15 protein-coding genes are annotated in these 19588 nt (G+C 70.3%); 3 read left to right on the plus strand and 12 right to left on the minus strand.

Going from position 1 to position 19588, the window contains the following annotated elements:
* The first annotated feature begins 1 nt into the window (after position 1).
* From zwf to pgl, 3 genes are read left to right on the plus strand one after another with little or no spacing between them, the layout of a single operon-like run.
* Positions 2–1540, plus strand: a complete 1539-nt coding sequence (gene zwf, locus IE262_RS05645) for a glucose-6-phosphate dehydrogenase (protein WP_134041934.1) — start codon at positions 2–4, stop codon at positions 1538–1540.
* On the plus strand, positions 1537–2706 hold the full coding sequence (gene opcA / locus IE262_RS05650) for a glucose-6-phosphate dehydrogenase assembly protein OpcA (RefSeq protein ID WP_189871801.1): 1170 nt from the start codon (positions 1537–1539) through the stop codon (positions 2704–2706). The genes zwf and opcA overlap by 4 nt, the downstream gene beginning before the upstream one ends.
* On the plus strand, positions 2703–3485 hold the full coding sequence (gene pgl / locus IE262_RS05655) for a 6-phosphogluconolactonase (protein ID WP_134041938.1): 783 nt from the start codon (positions 2703–2705) through the stop codon (positions 3483–3485). The genes opcA and pgl overlap by 4 nt, the downstream gene beginning before the upstream one ends.
* A 234-nt stretch (positions 3486–3719) precedes the next feature.
* On the opposite strand, the gene pgi is transcribed toward pgl, so the two are convergent.
* The 12 genes from pgi to uvrC form a co-directional block, all read right to left on the minus strand.
* A complete protein-coding gene (gene pgi / locus IE262_RS05660; protein WP_189871802.1) occupies positions 3720–5372 on the minus strand; it encodes a glucose-6-phosphate isomerase in 1653 nt (550 codons plus the stop codon).
* 53 nt (positions 5373–5425) lie between these two features.
* Positions 5426–6709 carry an MFS transporter gene (locus tag IE262_RS05665; RefSeq protein WP_189871805.1) on the minus strand — a complete coding sequence of 428 codons (1284 nt, stop codon included), beginning with the start codon at positions 6707–6709 and terminating at the stop codon, positions 5426–5428.
* A gap of 139 nt (positions 6710–6848) precedes the next feature.
* The gene (locus IE262_RS05670) at positions 6849–7184 is read right to left on the minus strand and encodes an RNA polymerase-binding protein RbpA (RefSeq protein WP_003957010.1); all 336 of its coding nucleotides are present in this window, start codon (positions 7182–7184) and stop codon (positions 6849–6851) included.
* A gap of 227 nt (positions 7185–7411) precedes the next feature.
* Positions 7412–7642, minus strand: coding sequence for a preprotein translocase subunit SecG (gene secG / locus IE262_RS05675; protein ID WP_009300451.1), 231 nt, complete (start codon positions 7640–7642; stop codon positions 7412–7414).
* A 114-nt stretch (positions 7643–7756) separates the two neighbouring features.
* A complete protein-coding gene (tpiA, locus tag IE262_RS05680) occupies positions 7757–8512 on the minus strand; it encodes a triose-phosphate isomerase (RefSeq protein WP_189872813.1) in 756 nt (251 codons plus the stop codon).
* A gap of 38 nt (positions 8513–8550) precedes the next feature.
* Positions 8551–9762, minus strand: coding sequence for a phosphoglycerate kinase (locus tag IE262_RS05685; RefSeq protein WP_134041947.1), 1212 nt, complete (start codon positions 9760–9762; stop codon positions 8551–8553).
* Positions 9763–9945: 183 nt separating this feature from the next.
* Positions 9946–10950 (minus strand): type I glyceraldehyde-3-phosphate dehydrogenase, encoded by a 1005-nt coding sequence (gene gap / locus IE262_RS05690; protein ID WP_134041949.1) that lies wholly within the window; start codon positions 10948–10950, stop codon positions 9946–9948.
* Between the two features lie 233 nt (positions 10951–11183).
* Positions 11184–14135 carry a M14 family metallopeptidase gene (locus IE262_RS05695; RefSeq protein ID WP_189871807.1) on the minus strand — a complete coding sequence of 984 codons (2952 nt, stop codon included), beginning with the start codon at positions 14133–14135 and terminating at the stop codon, positions 11184–11186.
* A gap of 187 nt (positions 14136–14322) precedes the next feature.
* The gene (gene whiA, locus IE262_RS05700) at positions 14323–15312 is read right to left on the minus strand and encodes a DNA-binding protein WhiA (protein ID WP_134041953.1); all 990 of its coding nucleotides are present in this window, start codon (positions 15310–15312) and stop codon (positions 14323–14325) included.
* A complete protein-coding gene (locus IE262_RS05705) occupies positions 15303–16373 on the minus strand; it encodes a gluconeogenesis factor YvcK family protein (protein WP_134041955.1) in 1071 nt (356 codons plus the stop codon). The genes whiA and IE262_RS05705 overlap by 10 nt, the downstream gene beginning before the upstream one ends.
* The gene (gene rapZ / locus IE262_RS05710; RefSeq protein ID WP_134041957.1) at positions 16370–17392 is read right to left on the minus strand and encodes an RNase adapter RapZ; all 1023 of its coding nucleotides are present in this window, start codon (positions 17390–17392) and stop codon (positions 16370–16372) included. The genes IE262_RS05705 and rapZ overlap by 4 nt, the downstream gene beginning before the upstream one ends.
* A complete protein-coding gene (uvrC, locus tag IE262_RS05715) occupies positions 17389–19467 on the minus strand; it encodes an excinuclease ABC subunit UvrC (RefSeq protein WP_189871809.1) in 2079 nt (692 codons plus the stop codon). The genes rapZ and uvrC overlap by 4 nt, the downstream gene beginning before the upstream one ends.
* Positions 19468–19588 lie beyond the last annotated feature (121 nt).

The raw sequence follows: 19588 nt of genomic DNA on the forward strand, positions 1-19588 counted from the left end.
CTTGGCCCCGCTTTCCGGTACCGGAGCGAATCCGCTTCGTGACCCCGCAGACCGACGGCTCCCGCGTATCGCGGGGCCGTCGGGCCTGGTCATCTTCGGCGTCACAGGCGATTTGTCACGTAAAAAGCTGATGCCCGCCGTGTACGACCTCGCCAACCGCGGACTGCTGCCGCCGGGCTTCTCGCTCGTCGGCTTCGCCCGCCGCGAGTGGGCCAACGAGGACTTCGCGCAGGAGGTCCACGACGCGGTCAAGGAGCACGCCCGCACGCCCTTCCGCGAGGAGGTCTGGCAGCAGCTCATCCAGGGCATGCGCTTCGTCCAGGGCACCTTCGACGACGACGACGCGTTCGAGCGGCTGCGCGAGACGATCGAGGAGCTGGACAAGGCACAGGGCACGGGCGGCAACTTCGCGTTCTACCTCTCCGTGCCGCCGTCCGCGTTCCCCGTGGTCATCCAGCAGCTGAAGAAGCACGGACTGGCCGACCAGACGAGCGACTCCTGGCGTCGCGCGGTCATCGAGAAGCCCTTCGGCCACGACCTGGAGTCGGCGAAGGAGCTCAACGCGATCGTCCATGAGGTCTTCGCCCCGGACCAGGTCTTCCGCATCGACCACTACCTGGGCAAGGAGACCGTCCAGAACATCCTGGCGCTCCGCTTCGCCAACCAGATGTTCGAACCGATCTGGAACCGGTCGTTCGTCGACCATGTGCAGATCACGATGGCCGAGGACATCGGCATCGGCGGCCGCGCCGGCTACTACGACGGCATCGGGGCCGCCCGTGACGTCATCCAGAACCACCTGCTCCAGCTGATGGCCCTGACCGCCATGGAGGAGCCCGCGTCCTTCGACGCGGACGCGCTCGCCGCCGAGAAGACCAAGGTGCTCGGCGGGGTGCGGCTGCCCAAGGACCTCGGCCGGGACACCGTGCGTGGTCAGTACGCGGCCGGCTGGCAGGGCGGCGAGAAGGTCATCGGCTACCTCGAAGAGGACGGCATCGACCGCAACTCGAAAACCGACACCTACGCGGCGATCAAGCTGGGGATCGACAACCGCCGCTGGGCGGGCGTCCCCTTCTACCTGCGGACGGGCAAGCGCCTGGGCCGCCGGGTGACGGAGATCGCGGTCGTGTTCCAGCGCGCCCCGCACTCCCCCTTCGACACCACCGCCACCGAGGAGCTCGGCCAGAACGCGGTCGTCATCCGTGTCCAGCCCGACGAGGGTGTCACGGTCCGCTTCGGCTCCAAGGTGCCCGGCACCTCCATGGAGATCCGGGACGTGTCGATGGACTTCGCGTACGGCGAGTCCTTCACCGAGTCCAGCCCGGAGGCGTACGAGCGCCTCATCCTCGACGTCCTGCTCGGGGACTCGAACCTCTTCCCCCGCACCGAGGAGGTCGAGCTGTCCTGGGAGATCCTCGACCCGATCGAGGACTACTGGGAGAAGAACGGCAGGCCCGCGCAGTACCCGGCGGGCACCTGGGGTCCGGTCGAGGCGGACCAGATGCTTCAGCGAGACGGACGGAGCTGGCGCCGGCCATGAAGATAGACCTCACCGACACCACGGCCAGCAAGATCAACAAAGCGTTGGTGCAGGGCCGCCGCGCCATCGGCACGCCCGCCGTCGGCATGGTGCTCACCCTGGTCATCGTCACCGACGAGGAGGACGCCTACGACGCTCTCAAGGCCGCCAACGACGCCTCGCGCGAGCACCCCTCGCGCACCCTCGTGGTCATCCGGCGCGTCTCGCGCTCGCCCCGCGACCGTACGTCGTCCCGGCTCGACGCCGAGGTGCGGGTGGGCGCGGACGCGGGCACCGGAGAGACGGTCGTGCTGCGGCTGTACGGCGAGGTGTCGGACCACGCCCAGTCCGTTGTGCTCCCGCTGCTGCTGCCGGACGCCCCGGTGGTGGTCTGGTGGCCCGTGGGCGCACCGCGCGACCCGGCCAAGGACCCGCTGGGTGCCCTGGGCCAGCGCCGGGTCACCGACAGCTACTCGACGGAGAAGCCCATCGACGAGCTGCGGGCCCGTGCCGAGAGCTACGAGCCGGGCGACACCGACCTCGCGTGGGCCCGGATCACTCCGTGGCGTTCCGTGCTGGCCGCCGCCCTCGACCAGGTGTCCTGCGAGGTCATCTCCGCCGAGGTGACGGGCGAGGAGTTCAACCCGAGCGTCGAGCTGCTGGCCATGTGGCTCGCCGACCGGCTCCATGTGCACGTCCGGCGCGGGGTCTCCGCCGGCCCCGGTCTGACGGGGGTGCAGTTGGAGACGACCTGCGGTCCCATCGCGCTGCACCGGCCGGACGGGGCGATGGCCACGCTGGCGCTGCAGGGCCAGCCGGACCGCGCGGTGGCGCTCAAGCGGCGCGAGACCTCCGAGCTGATCGCGGAGGAGCTGCGGCGGCTCGACCCGGACGACACGTACGCGTCGGCGCTGCGGTTCGGTGTGGACCGGCTGGGCGGGAGCCCGCCCAGCGTGCCGAGGATCCCGGCTCCCGCGTCGTCGGCGGTGTCCGCCCCGTCCCTGTCGGTGTCGGACTCGGCCGCTTCCTCCGGGCCGCTGTCGGAGCGTGCCGACCCGGTCGCGTCCCCCGCCCGGTCGTCCGCGCCGGCCCTGCCGCCCGCCTCTCCGTCGTCCTCGGGGGACGACGACGGCGACCGGCCGTCGCCCGCGCAGATGCCCCCGGTCAAGAAGGCGGCCACGAAATGAGCGCTCCCCAGCTGGTCGTGCACCACGGCAAGGAACTGATGGCGCAGGCCGCCGCGGCCCGGCTGATCACGAAGGTCGTGGACGCCCAGGCCTCGCGCGGTTACGCCTCGGTGGTCCTCACGGGCGGCCGCAACGGCAACGGCCTGCTGGCCGCCCTCGCGGCCGCTCCCGCCCGGGACGCGATCGACTGGGGGCGGCTGGATCTGTGGTGGGGCGACGAGCGGTTCCTGCCCGAAGGCGACCCGGACCGCAACGTCACCCAGGCCCGCGAGGCACTCCTGGACTCGGTGCCGCTGGACCCGAAGCGCGTGCACGCCATGCCCGCGTCGGACGGCCTGTACGGCGCCGACGTGGACGCGGCGGCCGCCGGTTACGCGGAGGAGCTGGCGCGCGCCGCGGGCCCCGAGAACCACGGGGCCGTCCCCACCTTCGACGTGCTGATGCTGGGCGTCGGCCCGGACACCCATGTGGCGTCCCTCTTCCCGGAGCTGCCCGCGGTACGGGAGACCGAGCGGACGGTGGTCGGCGTGCACGGGGCCCCCAAGCCGCCGCCCACCCGGACCACCCTCACGCTTCCCGCGATCCGCGCGGCACGTGAGGTGTGGCTGCTGGCCGCCGGCGAGGACAAGGCCCAGGCCGCGGCGATCGCCCTCTCGGGCGCGGGCGAGGTCCAGGCCCCGGCGGCGGGGGCGTACGGCCGCTCCCGCACGCTGTGGCTGCTGGACGCGGCGGCGGCATCGCAGCTGCCGCGGTCGCTGTATCCGCCCGCGTCGCCCTGAGCACCACTGCCCCGCGCCCCTCTGTTCGGGGTGGCTGTTTCGGAGAGCCCCAGGCCGAGTGCCTGGGGCTCTCCGTGTCCCCGGGGCTCTCCGCGTGCCTGGGGCGCTTCGTGTTCCTGGGGGCTTTCCGTGTGCCTGGGCCTCTACGGGCGACGCCGGCTTGCCTGCGCGCGGCGGAGTGGCGGCACCGCCGGGACGACGCCCGCCACCCGCGTCACACGGTCACCGATCCGTCTACCGGCCGCGCATCTGCCGGTACGTGGCGACCAGGGACGTCGTAGACGCGTCCAGACCCGGCACCTCAGCGCCCTCGGTCAGGGCGGGTTCGACGCGCTTGGCGAGGACCTTGCCGAGTTCGACGCCCCACTGGTCGAAGGAGTCGATGTTCCAGATCGCGCCCTGCACGAACACCTTGTGCTCGTACAGCGCGATGAGCTGCCCGAGGACCGACGGGGTGAGCTCCTTCGCGAGGATCGTGGTCGTCGGGTGGTTGCCCTTGAACGTCTTGTGCGGCACCAGCTCCTCGGGGACCCCTTCGGCCCGCACCTCGTCCGGCGTCTTGCCGAAGGCCAGCGCCTGGGTCTGGGCGAAGAAGTTGGCCATCAGCAGATCGTGCTGGGCGACCAGACCCGGCAGCAGGTCGGCCACCGGCTCGGCGAAACCGATGAAGTCCGCCGGGATCAGCTTCGTGCCCTGGTGGATGAGCTGGTAGTACGCGTGCTGCCCGTTGGTCCCCGGCGTCCCCCACACCACCGGTCCGGTCTGCCACTCCACGGGCTGCCCGTCCCGGCCGACGTACTTCCCGTTGGACTCCATGTCCAGCTGCTGGAGGTACGCCGTGAACCTGGACAGGTAGTGGCTGTAGGGCAGCACCGCGTGCGACTGCGCGTCGTGGAAGTTGCCGTACCAGACACCCAGCAGGCCGAGCAGCAGCGGCACGTTGGACTCGGCGGGAGCCGTGCGGAAGTGCTCGTCGACCAGCCGGAACCCGTCGAGCATCTCCCGGAAGCGGTCCGGCCCGATGGCGATCATCAGGGACAGGCCGATCGCCGAGTCGTACGAGTACCGCCCGCCGACCCAGTCCCAGAACTCGAACATGTTGGCCGTGTCGATACCGAAGTCCGACACCTTCTCGGCGTTCGTCGACAGCGCCACGAAGTGCCTGGCCACCGCCTCCTGGCCGGCCTTCAACCCCGTCAGCAGCCAGTCGCGTGCCGAGGTCGCGTTCGTGATCGTCTCGATCGTCGTGAACGTCTTCGAGGCGATGACGAACAGCGTCTCGGCCGGGTCGAGGTCGCGCACCGCCTCGTGCAGGTCGGCGCCGTCCACGTTCGACACGAAGCGGACGGTGAGGCCGCGGTCGGTGTAGGAGCGCAGCGCCTCGTACGCCATCGCCGGGCCCAGATCGGAGCCGCCGATGCCGACGTTGACGATGTTCTTGATGCGCTTGCCGGTGTGCCCGGTCCACTCTCCGGAGCGGACCTTCTCCGCGAAGGCCGCCATCTTGTCGAGGACGGCATGCACCCCGGGCACGACGTTCTCCCCGTCGACCTCGATCACCGCGTCGCGCGGCGCGCGCAGTGCGGTGTGCAGCACGGCCCGGTTCTCCGTGATGTTGATCTTCTCGCCGCGGAACATGGCGTCGCGCAGCCCGAACACGTCGGTCGCGGCGGCCAGTTCCCTCAGCAGCCGCAGCGTGTCATCGGTGACCAGGTGCTTGGAGTAGTCGACGTGCAGATCGCCGACCGCGAGCGTGTATCCGGCGCCGCGGCCGGGAGAGGCGGCGAACAGCTCGCGCAGCTGGACGTCGCCCAGTTCCTCCCGGTGCCTGGCCAGTGCCTGCCACTCGGGCGTCTGATTGAGCCTGGTACGGCTGTCTGCGTTCATCTCGGACTTCAGCCTTCTTTCGTGTCCTGCCTGCGTACCTCGAACCTAATTGATCACGGCGTAACACGAACCGCCGTCCCGCCGTCGTCCGGTTCAACAACAAGTACGTTCGCCTTGAGCCCGGGTATCAGCGCGATGACGGCGAGGACGAAGAACGCTGCCGTGAGCAGGGGCGGGGTGTTCAGTCCCCACGCGGTGGCGACGGCTCCGCCCAGCAGGGCGCCGAGGGGCACTCCGGCGAAGGACAGGGTCCGGAAGGCCGAGCTGACCCGGCCCAGGAGCTCGGCGGGGCTGCGCTCCTGCATCAGGGTCGTCGTATTGACGTTCCACACCATGCCCATGAGCCCGAACACCGCCAGCGCGCCCACCAGCACGATCAGGCTGCGTACGGTGCCCATGACGACGAGGGCCGCGATCTGCACGGCGCCGGCGAGCAGCACGGCTCTCAGCCGGCCGAGGCGCGCCACCAGCCGGCGGTTCGCCACTCCCCCGGCCAGGCTGCCCACGGTGACAGCGGCGCCCGCCGCCGCGTAGCCGGCGGGGCCCGCCTCCAGCCAGCCGGTGACGAGGACGACCAGGGTGGCGAGCTGTGCGCCCATACCGACATTGCAGAGGGCCGTGGCGGCGCACAGGCCGCGCAGGGCGTGGTCGCGCCACAGGGTGCGGAGCCCGTCCGCGATCTCGCGGCGCAGGGTGCTGCCCGCCCGTCTCGGCTTCCGGTCGGATGCGGGGGTCGGCAAAGAGGCCACCAGCGCGGCCGCCGCGAGGAAGGTGCCGGCGTTGACCGCGAAGGGGACGGCGGCCCCCACCGCCATCAGTAACGGCACGAGCGGCCCGCCCAGCAGGCCGCCCGCGATCCGCTGGCCGGTCATGAGCCGGGCGTTCGCGCTGCCCAGGGCCTCGCGGTCCACCACGGCGGGCAGGAGGGCAGTGGAGGCGTTGTCGAAGAGCGTCTGGAGAGCGGTCAGCGTGAAGGCCAGCGCGATGAGCAGGGCGATCGAGGCGTGCCCGAGCGCGACGGCCAGTGCGAAGGCCCCGACCAGCAGCGCACGCACCGCGTCCACCGTCCACATCGCGCGCCGCTGGTCCACGCGGTCGGCGACGGCGCCCCCGAGCAGCCCGAAGACGATCCAGGGCAGATAGCCGCAGGCCACGACGGACGCGATGAGCAAGGGCTCGTCGGTCAGCGTCACGGCGAGCAGGGGCAGCGCGGCCGCACGCAGCGCGTCGCCGAAACTGGAGAGCACGGCACCGCTCCACAGCCGCGCGAACACTCCGCCCCAGGGCGCCGTGGCCCCCTGCCCGCCCCTCGTCACATGTCCCCCCTCATGAGTCATCGATGCACAAACCCTAGAGGGTGCCACTGACAACGGAGAGTGAGCTGGGGAAACGAGAGTTCGGGGGTGCGTGGCCGGTTCGCCGTCTCGCGCCGGACGCCTCCGGCCGGGCACCTGGTGCCCGGCCGCTTCGCAACTTCTAGATCTCGCCGCGCAGTTTGGCGAGCGCCTCGGCGAGGATGGCCTCGCCGTCCGCGTCGCTGCGCCGCTCCCGTACGTACGCGAGGTGCGTCTTGTACGGCTCGGTGCGCGGCGGGTCCGGCGGGTTGTCCCGGTCCTGTCCTGCGGGAAAGCCGCAGCGGGGGCAGTCCCAGGTGTCGGGAACCTGCGCGTCGCTGGCGAAGCTGGGCTGGGTCTCGTGCCCGTTGGAGCACCAGAAGGAGATGCGCAGCCGGGGGGCGGACTCGCCGCGCTCGGCCTCGCCCATCGGCCCCGCCCCGACCCGGCTTCCTCGGATCGCGTTGCCACTTGCCACGGTCGTAACTCCCTGCGTGATGGTGCCGCGAAGCGAGTCGGCGTGACGCTTCGCCGCGAGCGCCTCAGTCTACGTAAGGCCCAACGCGCGTCCAGTGATTGGAGTTACACCCCGCACCCAAGACGCAAGCCCCATGATAGGCCGCGCGATTGGGCGCGTACCGAGCATGGGGCTTTACGTGCGGATTGGTGCGTCTGTGACGCGGTGCCGTACCAGGGGCCTGTCGGTCAGTTGTTGACCTTCATCAGGATGCCGAGTACGACAATGCACGCGAACCACAGCAGACCGACCACCACGGTGATCCGGTCGAGGTTGCGCTCGGCGACCGAGGAGCCGCCGACGGACGACTGCATGCCGCCACCGAACATGTCGGAGAGGCCGCCGCCCTTCCCCTTGTGCATCAGCACCAGCAGCATCAGCAGCAGGCTGAAGACGATCAGGGCGATCGAGAACCCCATAACCACGGCTGGACCAACTTCCTCGGACTGATATCGACGACGGGGGCCGGGCGGCATGGTCCTTCATGCCTGTCGGCCCCCGCAAGGGTACGACGGATCGCCGCCACCGCACACTTACTGGTCGCGGAACCGCACGATCTTGACGAACTCGTCGGCGTCCAGGGAGGCGCCCCCGACCAGGGCACCGTCGATGTCGGCCTGCGCCATGATCTCCGCGACGTTGCCGGCCTTGACGGACCCGCCGTACTGGATGCGGACCTGGTCGGCCACCTCCTGCGAGTACAGCTCGGCGATCTTGCCGCGGATGGCCGCGCAGACCTCCTGGGCGTCCGCGGCGCCGCAGACCTTGCCGGTGCCGATGGCCCAGACCGGCTCGTAGGCGATCACGATCGACTCGACCTGCTCGGCCGTGATGTCCTTCAGGCCACCCTCGACCTGGGCGAGCGTGTGCGTGACGTGGTTGCCCGCCTCGCGGACCTCCAGTTCCTCGCCGACGCACAGGATGGGGGTGATGCCGTGCTTGAAGGCGGCCTTGACCTTGGCGTTGCAGAGCTCGTCGGTCTCGTTGTGGTACTGGCGGCGCTCGGAGTGGCCGACGGCCACGAAGGTGCACTTGAGCTTGGCGAGCATCGAGCCGGAGATCTCGCCGGTGTAGGCGCCACCGTCGTGGGCCGAGATGTCCTGGGCACCGTACCTGATCTTGAGCTTGTCGCCGTCGACCAGGGTCTGCACGGAGCGCAGGTCGGTGAAGGGCGGCAGGACGGCGACCTCGACGGCCTCGTAGTCCTTGTCGGCCAGGGCGAAGGCGAGCTTCTGGACGTGGGCGATGGCCTCAAGGTGGTTGAGGTTCATCTTCCAGTTGCCCGCCATCAGCGGCGTTCGCCCTTGGGCAGTGGCAGTCATGTGGTTCAGTCCTCCAGTGCGGCGAGGCCGGGGAGCGTCTTGCCCTCAAGGTATTCGAGGGAGGCGCCGCCCCCGGTCGAGATGTGGCCGAATGCGGTCTCGTCGAAGCCCAGGATGCGCACGGCCGCGGCGGAGTCTCCGCCGCCGACGACCGTGAAGGCCTTGGAGTCGACGAGTGCCTGGGCGACCGCTTTGGTGCCCTCGGCGAAATCGGGGTGCTCGAAGACGCCCATCGGGCCGTTCCAGAAAACGGTGGCGGCGTCGGTGATCTTCGAGGCGTACAGCGTGCCGGTCTCCGGACCGATGTCCAGGCCCTGCTGGTCGGCGGGGATGGCGTCCGCGGCGACGGCGGTGGGGTGTGCCGGAGCCTTGGTCTTCAGGTCCGGGAAGGCGGGCGCGACGAGCGCGTCGACGGGCAGGACCAGCTCGACGCCGGTCTTCTCCGCGCGCTCGATGTACTCGGTGACCGCCGGGAGCTGGTCCTCCTGGAGGAGCGACGTGCCGATCTCGTACCCCTTGGCCTTGAGGAAGGTGTACGCCATGCCGCCGCCGATGAGGATGCGGTCGGCCTTGCCGAGCAGTTGGTCGATGACGGCGAGCTTGTCGGAGACCTTGGCACCGCCGAGCGCGACGACGTATGGGCGCTGGACGTCCTCGGTGAGCTTCTTGAGGACGGTGACCTCGCTCGCGATCAGGTAGCCGGCGGCGTGCGGCAGACGGGCCGGGAGGTCGTACACGGAGGCGTGCCTGCGGTGCACGGCGCCGAAGCCGTCGCCCACGTAGACGTCGGCGAGGGCGGCCAGCTGGTCCGCGAAGGCGCCGCGCTCGGCGTCGTCCTTGGAGGTCTCGCCGGGGTTGAAGCGGAGGTTCTCGATGACCGCGATCTGGCCGTCGGTCAGGGCCGCCACGGTGGTCCTGGCGGACTCGCCGACCGTGTCGGTCGCGAACTCCACGCCGGTGCCGAGGAGTTCACCGAGGCGGGCGGCGGCCGGGGCGAGCGAGAAGGCCGGGTCCGGGGCGCCCTTGGGGCGGCCGAGGTGCGAGGCGACGACCACGCGCGCACCCGCCTCGGCGAGGGCCTTGACGGTGGGGACGACGGCGCGGATGCGGCCGTCGTCGGTGATGACGGTGCCGTCGAGCGGCACGTTCAGGTCGGCGCGGACGAAGACCCGCTTGCCGCCGACGCCTTCGGCGAGGAGTTCGTCGATTGTCTTCATTCAGTGACTCCTGAGGGGGCTCTGGTATTTCCTGCGGATGCCTCAGCCATCAATTGAGGAACCACGATGGCGAGCAACCAGGTCCGCGAGAGCGGCGGCGGATTAGCCGCAAAAAACAGGCCCGGTCAGCGCGGCGGTGCGCTGACCGAGCCCTGCCTCACATCGAAGTGCCTGCTCCGGGCCTCAGAGCCGGCCGCCGACGAAGACCGTGAGGTCGACGAGGCGGTTGGAGTAGCCCCACTCGTTGTCGTACCAGCCGACGATCTTGACCTGCTTGCCCTGGACCATGGTCAGGGAGGAGTCGAAGGTGCAGGAGGCCGGCCAGTTGACGATGTCCGAGGAGACGATCTGGTCCTCGGTGTACTCAAGGATGCCCTTCAGCTGACCCTCGGCGGCCTTCTGGAAGGCGGTGTTGATCTCGTCCTTGGTGACCTCGCGGTCGAGTTCGATGACGAGGTCGGTGACCGAGCCGGTCGGGACCGGGACGCGCATCGCGATGCCGTCCAGCTTGCCCTTGAGCTGCGGCAGGACGAGGGCGGTGGCCTTGGCCGCACCGGTGGTGGTCGGGATGATGTTCTCGGCGGCGGCACGGGCGCGGCGCAGGTCCTTGTGCGGGAAGTCCAGGATGCGCTGGTCGTTCGTGTACGCGTGCACCGTCGTCATCAGGCCCTTGACGATGCCGAAGTTCTCGTCGAGGACCTTCGCCATCGGCGCCACGCAGTTGGTGGTGCAGGACGCGTTGGAGATGACGTGGTGGTTCGCCGGGTCGTACTTGTCCTGGTTGACGCCCATCACGATGGTGATGTCCTCGTCCTTGGCCGGAGCCGAGATGAGGACCTTCTTGGCGCCGCCGGCGAGGTGCTTCTCGGCGTCGGCCTTCTTCGTGAAGATGCCGGTCGACTCGATGACGATGTCGACGCCCAGCTCGCCCCAGGGGATGTCGGCGGGGTTGCGCTCGGAGAGAACCTTGATCGTCTTGCCGTCGACCGTGATGGTGTCCTCGGTGTGGGACACCTCGGCCTTCAGACGGCCCAGGATGGTGTCGTACTTCAGCAGGTGAGCGGTGGTCGCGGTGTCACCCAGGTCGTTGACAGCCACGATCTCGATGTCTGCACCCTGCTCCAGCAGCGCGCGGAAGTAGTTACGACCGATGCGGCCAAAGCCGTTGATGCCTACGCGGATCGTCACGAACCGATCTCCTCGTTGGTACGCCGGTTTCGAGACCGGCGAGCTGTATGGGATGTCCCCGACCGCATACGACCCTACCTCCCTGAGGCGGTGGGAGTGGCATCAAGCACGCCCTATACACGACAGGGCGGCCCGTACCAGCCAGTAGAGGTACGGACCGCCCTGTTTTCGCAGGCTGATTACCAGATATCGGACGCCGGACCCTGGCCGGTGACCGCCGGTGACCGCGGGTGTCAGCCCTTCAGCGCGGCCAGCGCCCTGCCCACCAGAGCCGTGCGGTCGGCGGCCGCGGTGACGTGTTCCAGGCCGAAGCCCAGCAGCACGGTGTCCCCGGTGGTGACCGCTCCGTACGTGGTGAACAACTCGCCGGACAGGCCCCAGTCCTTGATGACCGCCGGGCTGCCCGCGGGCGGTCCGGGTGTGCTCCACGCGCCCAGGGACGTCTCGAAGCCCTCGGCCTGACCGGCCGTGCCGCCGATGACGACGGACGCGTTGTCGGCGAGGACGCCGCGGCCGCCGGAACCGGGATCCGTGATGTAGCCGATCGAGACCTCGACCGTCTTCCCGGCGTATGCGGACAGGTCGAACTCGACCTGCTGCCAGCCGTCGGAGGCTCCGGTGAAGCTGTTCCAGGACCCGCTGGTGCCGGTGGGCGTGCAGCCCTCGTCGCCCAGGGTCAGGTACCGCTTCAGGGCCGGGTGGGCCTGGAGGAGGTACCCGGCCCCGCACTCGGCGGGCACGGCCGTGGAGGTGGCGCCGCCCGCCTCCGGGAGCGTGGTCCAGTCGTCCGCCCCCGCCGTACGCGCCTCCAGTACCGCGTGGTCGTAGCCGTCCTCGGTGTCCCACAGGAGCTGGGTGCGCAGGGCGGGCTTGTCGGCGGCGCTCACGGAGGTGAGGTCGATGGTGCGGGTGAGGCGGTTCCAGGCGTAGTCACTGTGTGTGACGGCCGCCATGGACGTGCCCGCGTACGGGCCGAACGGGTTGACGGTCCCGGGGTACTGGCCCGCGCCGGCGCTCTCGAACTGCGGGAACGTCTCCAGCGGCAGGGCGTCCGAGGTGACACTGAACGATCCGGCCGCGTTCAGCGGATTGCCGGGCGCGTCGCCGAGCGTTCCCGTGACGCCGCCGAGCTTGCCGCTGCCCGCGAAGGCGCCGGCGTTGGGCAGGGACGTACGGGTGTAGGCGCCGAGGTAGTACTGGCTGAAGTCGTTCGACAGGGTGCCCCCGCCGAGGTCGACGGAACCGCCGGCGCTCTCGCCCGCCTCGATCAGCTTGCCGCCCTCGTTGAGGAAGGCGCGCAGTTCGAGCTGGGTGGCGTTGCCCGGACGAGCGGCGCCCGTGGAGTGGACGACCGTCGTGAAGTGGTCGAGAACGCCGAGCGCGTCGGGCGCGCCCTGGGCGGCGACGTCCCAGACGATCGCCTTCCTGCCGTTGGCCTTGAGCGCGTCGACGTAGGTCTGTGCCTGGGTCGCGGCCGCGCCCTCCTCGGCGACCACGAGGGTGTCCGCCCTGGGCCGCTCGGCGACCGTGTACGTGAAGTGCTCGCTGGAGGTGGGCCTGCCGCTCTTCGTCTCGCCGGTGAACCAGACCTCGACCTTGTCGCCGGGGTCGCCGTCCGCGACCTTGGCCCGGTACTCGTCGAAGTACAGGTTGTCCTCACCGCCGTAGGTCTCGCCGCCCTTCCAGGGCGTGAGCGCCATGTCGTGCGTACGGCCGCCGTTGACGCGGTACTTGAGTTCCTTGTCGCGCACGGACTTCCGTACGACGACGGAGACCTCCTGGTCGGCGCCGCGCGAGTACGACGTGGTGAAGGGCGCCGGGGTGAAGTCGGGGGCGTCGATGCCGACCGAGGACTTCGGCTGGTCGGGCTTCGCGGCGGACTCGGCGACGGAGAGCGCGAACGGGATGTTCTTCTCGAACTCCTGCTGGATCAGCTTCTCGTCGTCCGGGAAGGTGAAGATCGACCCGCAGTCCCTGGCCTCCCAGGCGTCGTCCGGGTCGGCGTTGGACGCCGTCTCACAGGTCGACATCTCCGGGGTGAACATCGCCGTGCCGTTGACGTTGGCCGCGTGGCCGTCCGCCTCGCCGTTGGTCGTGTAGAGCTCGGAGGAGAGCTGCGGGTGGTAGCCCGGGATCGCCGAGTTCTCGGGTATGCCGGCGAGGGACTTGTAGAGCACGTCGTCCGGGGTGGGGGTGGCCACCTGCCAGCCGACTCCGTAGAGGAGCAGTTCGGCGGCCGAGTGGTAGTTGATGCCGTACTTGAAGCCGATGCGCTTTTCGAAGGCGTCGAGGGCCTTCGTCTCGGGCTCGGAGTTCGGGCCGGCGCCGCGGTAGGTCTGGCTGGTGGGGAAGGGGGACGAACCCTCGTCGTCGTAGCCCCACTTGTAGGCGAAGTTGCGGTTGAGGTCGACGCCGTCGCCGATGGTGATCCGGCCGTCGCCGTTGTTGTCGCGCATGTTCTTGCGCCACTGGCGGTCGCCGTCGGCCTGGTGGGTGAAGTCGTAGCCGTCCGGGTTGGCGGAGAGCACGAACCACAGTTCGGTCGAGTCGACGATCTTCTTGATGCGCTTGTCGGTCCCGTAGTTGTCCAGGTAGTGGTGCATCAGGCGCCGGGTCATCTCCGGCGTGATCCACTCGCGCGCGTGCTGGTTGGACATGTACAGGACGGACGGCTTGGCGCCGTCCTTGCTGTTCTTGGCGTTCTTGGTGAGCTTGAGCGCCAGGATGTCCTGTCCCTGGAGGGTCTTGCCGATGGAGACCACCTTGGTGAGCGACGGGTGCTCCTGGCCCGTCCGGACGATCTCCTCCTTGAGGTTGCCCGCCCCGCTGTAGGGCCGGTAGACCCCGTCCCCGGCGGCGGCCACGCGCGCGCGTGCCTTCGCCGTGAGCGTGTGCTCCTTGAGGTCGACGCCCTTCCGCACCAGCCCCTCGGCCTGCTTGTCGGTCAGGTAGACCTCGACGGTGGCCGTGCCCTTGTCGGGCGCCTGTTCGCCGAGTTCGTGACTGTCCTGGCCGGCCGCGAGCAGCAGGGGTATCTGCTGCCGGGTGACCTCGGCTCGGTAGACCTTGACCTCTTCCCCGTCGGGAGAACCGCTCGCCTGCGCGGCATGGGCGATGGGTGCGAGTCCCGCGCCGCCGAGCAGGAGTGCGCCAACAGCGAGGATCGGTCTCGCTTTTCGTCTCATGAACCCCCCTTGCAGTGGTTCGCCACAGCGGCGAACGCTGCCAGGCTCATGACAGTTCATGATCGAGTCAAGGGTGCGTCAGGGCCGGAACCGAGTTCCCAAGAACGCCGAACGCCGGTGTCCTACGCCCCACGTGGGCGACGGCACCGGCGTGTCGGCAAAGCCCGGGATCTCGTCTGACGAGCAGTCATCCCGCCAGGTTGTCGGCCATCTCCTCGGTGAGGTTGGACTCGGTGCCGGGGATGCCGAGATCGGCGGCCCGCTTGTCGGCCATGGCCAGCAGCCGGCGGATACGGCCCGCGACGGCGTCCTTGGTCAGCGGCGGGTCGGCGAGCGCGCCCAGCTCCTCCAGGGAGGCCTGCTTGTGCTCCATGCGGAGGCGGCCCGCGGCCGCGAGGTGCTCGGGCACCTCGTCGCCGAGGATCTCCAGGGCGCGCTGCACCCTGGCTCCGGCGGCCACGGCCGCGCGGGCCGAACGGCGCAGGTTGGCGTCGTCGAAGTTGGCGAGGCGGTTCGCCGTGGCGCGGACCTCGCGGCGCATCCGCCGCTCCTCCCAGGCCAGCACGGACTCGTGGGCGCCGAGACGAGTGAGGAGCGCGCCGATCGCGTCGCCGTCCCGGACGACGACCCGGTCCACGCCCCGTACCTCGCGGGCCTTCGCGGCGATCGACAGCCGGCGGGCCGCGCCGACCAGGGCGAGCGCGGCTTCCGGACCCGGGCAGGTCACCTCCAGGGAGGACGAGCGGCCGGGCTCGGTCAGCGAGCCGTGCGCCAGGAACGCCCCGCGCCAGGCCGCCTCCGCGTCACAGGTCGCCCCGGAGACCACCTGGGGCGGCAGGCCCCGGATGGGGCGGCCCCGGCCGTCGACGAGCCCGGTCTGGCGGGCCAGCTGGTCGCCGCCCGCGACGACCCGCACCACGTAGCGGGAGCCGCGGCGCAGTCCGCCGGGTGCCATCACGATCAGCTCGGAGCTGTGCCCGAAGATCTCCAGGATGTCCCGCTTGAGCCGACGCGCCGCCATCGCCGTGTCCAGCTCCGCCTCGATCACGATGCGGCCGCTCACCAGGTGCAGCCCGCCCGCGAACCGCAGGATCGCCGAGACCTCCGCCTTTCTGCAGCAGGTCCGGGTGACGGGTAGCCGGGAGATCTCGTCCTTCACCGCTGCCGTCATCGCCATGGGCCGATCCTTCCATGCATCCGAAAAATACGGTCGTACGCGGCGGCCAGCAGCTCCGGGTCGTGCCGCGGCGAGCCGTCGGTCCGGGCCACCGGGGCCAGCTCGACCGCGGCGCCGAACCGCTTGGCCGCGTCGGTGAGCGACGCGCGGTCGGGCACGGCGGCCGTGTCGGCCAGCACCACGTCCAGGGCGAGTTTAGGGGCGTGTCGTGCCAAAACCTCCAAATGACGCTGCGGGGAGAAGCCCTCGGTTTCTCCGGGCTGCGGCGCGAGGTTCAAGGACAGCACCCGGCGCGCCTTCGTCTGGGTGAGGGCGCCGAGCAGCTCGGGCACGAGGAGGTGCGGGATGACCGACGAGAACCAGGAGCCCGGTCCGAGCACCACCCAGTCCGCGTCCAGGACCGCCTCGACGGCCTCGGGGACCGCGGGCGGGTCGTGCGGCACGAGGTGCACGGACTGCACCTCGCCGGGCGTGAGCGCGACGGTCGCCTGTCCCCGTACGGTGTCGACGTCGTCCGGGCGCTGCGGATCGTGCCCTTTGACCAGCGCCTGGAGTTCCAGGGGTACGGCGGACATGGGCAGCACCCGGCCCTGGGCGCCCAGGAGCCGGCCGACCAGGTCGAGGGCCTGGACGTGGTCGCCGAGCTTCTCCCAGAGGGCGACGATCAGCAGGTTGCCGACCGCGTGGTCGTGCAGGTCGCCCTGGCTCTGGAAGCGGTGCTGGATGACGCGGGCCCAGGTCTGGCCCCAGTCGTCGTCGCCGCACAGCGCGGCCAGCGCCTTGCGCAGGTCGCCGGGCGGGAGCACACCCAGCTCGTCGCGCAGGCGCCCGCTGGAGCCGCCGTCGTCGGCCACGGTGACGACGGCCGTGAGGTCGCCGGTGATCCGGCGCAGCGCGGCGAGCGAGGCGGACAGGCCCATACCGCCGCCGAGCGCGACCACCTTGGGCTGGGCGCCTCGGCGGCGTACCCGCCCGCCGCGGGCCGTGGCGGGCCTGCCCCCTCGCTCCTCCTGGCCGACCCGCCGCAGCCTGCTCAGCCGCAGAGCGGCACGTCCCGTCATTCGCGGCCCATGTCGCGGTGCACGACCACGGTCTCCACGCCCTGGGAGGCGAGGCGGGCGGCGAGCTTCTCGGAGGTGGCGACCGAGCGGTGCTTACCGCCCGTGCAGCCGACCGCGACGGTCACGTACCGCTTGCCCTCGCGGCGGTAACCGGCCGCGATGAGCTGGAGCAGCTCCGCATAGCGGTCGAGGAACTCCTTGGCTCCGGGCTGGTTGAAGACGTAGTTGGACACCTCCTCGTTGAGCCCGGTGTAGGGGCGCAGCTCGGGGACCCAGTGCGGGTTCGGCAGGAAGCGCATGTCCACGACCAGGTCGGCGTCCACCGGGAGGCCGTACTTGAAGCCGAAGGACATGACGGTGGCCCGCAGCTCGGGCTCCTCGTCGCCGGCGAACTGGGCGTCCATCTTGGCGCGCAGCTCGTGCACGTTCAGGCTGGAGGTGTCGATCACCAGGTCGGCGTCCCCGCGCAGCTCGCGCAGCAGCTCCCGCTCGGCGGCGATGCCGTCGACGATGCGGCCGTCGCCCTGGAGGGGGTGCGGGCGGCGCACGGACTCGAAGCGGCGGACCAGGGCCTCGTCGGAGGATTCCAGGAACACGATCCGCCGGGTGACGTGCTTCGCCGCGAGGTCCGCGAGGGACTCGCGGAGATTGTCGAAGAAGCGGCGGCCGCGGACGTCCACGACGACCGCGATCCGCGCCACATTGCCCTGGGAGCGGGCACCGAGCTCCACCATGGTGGGGATCAGCGCGGGCGGCAGGTTGTCGACGACGAACCAGCCGAGGTCCTCAAGGCATTTGGCGGCCGTCGAACGTCCGGCGCCGGACATGCCGGAGATGATGACCAGCTCGGGGATGGCCGCCTCGGGGACCCCGGCCGATTCGATGCCCGTACTCACGTCTGCTCCGTCTTCCTGGGGCGCTGGGCGCTGGGAGGCGTGCTCTCCCTCTTGCGTGGGGGCTTCCTCGCGCCGTGCCGTGTGTTCCTGGTGCTCTTGTTCGCGCATGTCGTGCTCGGTCATGTCTCCTGCCCCCGTCGTTCGCCCGGGGCGCCCGCGGACACGGGTTCCCCCGAGGGGCCCGCCGTCGTCTCGGGCGCCCCGCCTGTCTCGTCTGCCTCGTATTCCATGATCTCTCCGGTGGCCGTGTTCACGGCGGGTGCGACCGGGGCGGCGCCGGCGAGGGCCGCGGCGATCGTCTCGGCCGTCTTGCGGCCTATGCCGGGGACCTCACAGATCTGGTCGATCGTCGCGGACCGCAGTTTCCTCACCGAGCCGAAGTGCTTGACCAGTGCCTGTTTGCGGGTCTCGCCGAGGCCCGGCACCTCGTCCAGGGGGCCGGCCCTGAAGCGCTTGGCCCGCTTGGTGCGCTGGTAGGTGATGGCGAAGCGGTGGGCCTCGTCGCGGACGCGCTGGAGCAGGTACAGGCCCTCGCTGGTACGGGGCAGGACGACCGGGTCGTCCTCGTCGGGTACCCAGACCTCCTCCAGGCGCTTGGCGAGACCGCACACGGCGATGTCGTCGATGCCGAGCTCGTCGAGGGCCCTGCGGGCGGCGGCGACCTGCGGCTGCCCGCCGTCCACGACGACGAGCTGGGGCGGGTAGGCGAAGCGCTTGGGGCGGCCCTCGTCGTCCTTGAGGTCGTGGAGCCGCTCGCTGTCGTCGGCGTTCTCGCCGTCGGTCCACTCGCCGGTCTTCTCCTTCTCGGCGAGGTACCTCCTGAAGCGGCGGGTGATCACCTCGTGCATGGAGCGGACGTCGTCCTGGCCCTCGAAGCCCTTGATCTGGAAGCGGCGGTACTCGCTCTTGCGCTGCAGGCCGTCCTCGAAGACGACCATGGAGGCGACGACGTCGTCGCCCTGGAGGTGCGAGATGTCGTAGCACTCGATCCTGAGGGGCGCGCTGTCCAGGTCGAGGGCCTCGGCGATCTCCTCCAGCGCTCGCGAGCGGGTGGTCAGGTCGGAGGCGCGCTTGGTCTTGTGCAGGGCGAGCGCCTGCTGGGCGTTGCGCTGCACGGTCTCCATGAGGGCCTTCTTGTCGCCGCGCTGCGGGATGCGCAACGACACATGGGAGCTGCGGCGGTCGGTCAGCCACTGCTGGACGGGGTCCACCGGGTCGGGCAGCGCGGGGACCAGCACCTCCTTGGGGACGGCGTCTCCGGTCTCCTCGCCGTAGAGCTGCTGGAGGGCGTGCTCGACGAGGTCACCCGTGGTGACCGCCTCGACCTTGTCGGTGACCCAGCCGCGCTGGCCGCGGACGCGCCCGCCGCGCACATGGAAGATCTGCACGGCCGCCTCCAGTTCGTCCTCGGCGACCGCGATCAGGTCCGCGTCGGTCGCGTCGGCGAGCACGACCGCGTTCTTCTCCATGGCCTTCTTCAGGGCCTCGATGTCGTCGCGCAGGCGGGCGGCCCGCTCGTACTCCATCTCGTCGGCGGCCTCCCTCATCTGCTTCTCCAGCCGGCGCAGGTACGTGCCGGTGCGTCCGGTCATGAAGTCGCAGAACTCTTCAGCCAGTTCGCGGTGGTCCTCGGGGGAGATCCGCTCGACACAGGGGGCCGAGCACTTGCCGATGTAGCCGAGAAGGCAGGGCCGGCCGGTGCGGGCCGCGTTCTTGAACACGCCCGCCGAGCACGTACGGACGGGGAAGACGCGCAGCAGCAGATCCACGGTGTCGCGGATCGCCCACGCGTGCGCGTACGGCCCGAAGTAGCGCACGCCCTTCTTCTTGTGACCGCGCATCACCTGTACGCGCGGGAACTGTTCGTTCATGGTGACCGCGAGGTACGGGTAGCTCTTGTCGTCGCGGTACTTGACGTTGAACCGGGGGTCGAACTCCTTGATCCAGGAGTACTCCAGCTGAAGGGCCTCCACCTCCGTGGACACCACGGTCCACTCCACCGACGCGGCCGTGGTGACCATGGTGCGGGTGCGCGGGTGGAGGCCCGCCAGGTCCTGGAAGTAGTTCGCCAGGCGCTGGCGCAGGCTCTTTGCCTTCCCGACGTAGATCACCCGGCGGTGCTCGTCACGGAACTTGTAGACCCCGGGTGAGTCGGGGATCTGTCCCGGCTTGGGGCGGTAGCTGGAGGGGTCGGCCATGTTCCACACCCTACTGGCGGGGACCGACATCGCGGCGGGCCTGTGGACAGAGCCCCGCCGTCCCCGCGGACCCCGCTCACCCGTCTCGCTCATACCCCGTACCGGCCCGGCTCCGGGAAGG

It is taken from the genome of Streptomyces bluensis (assembly GCF_014650715.1).
GTDB lineage: Bacteria > Actinomycetota > Actinomycetes > Streptomycetales > Streptomycetaceae > Streptomyces > Streptomyces bluensis.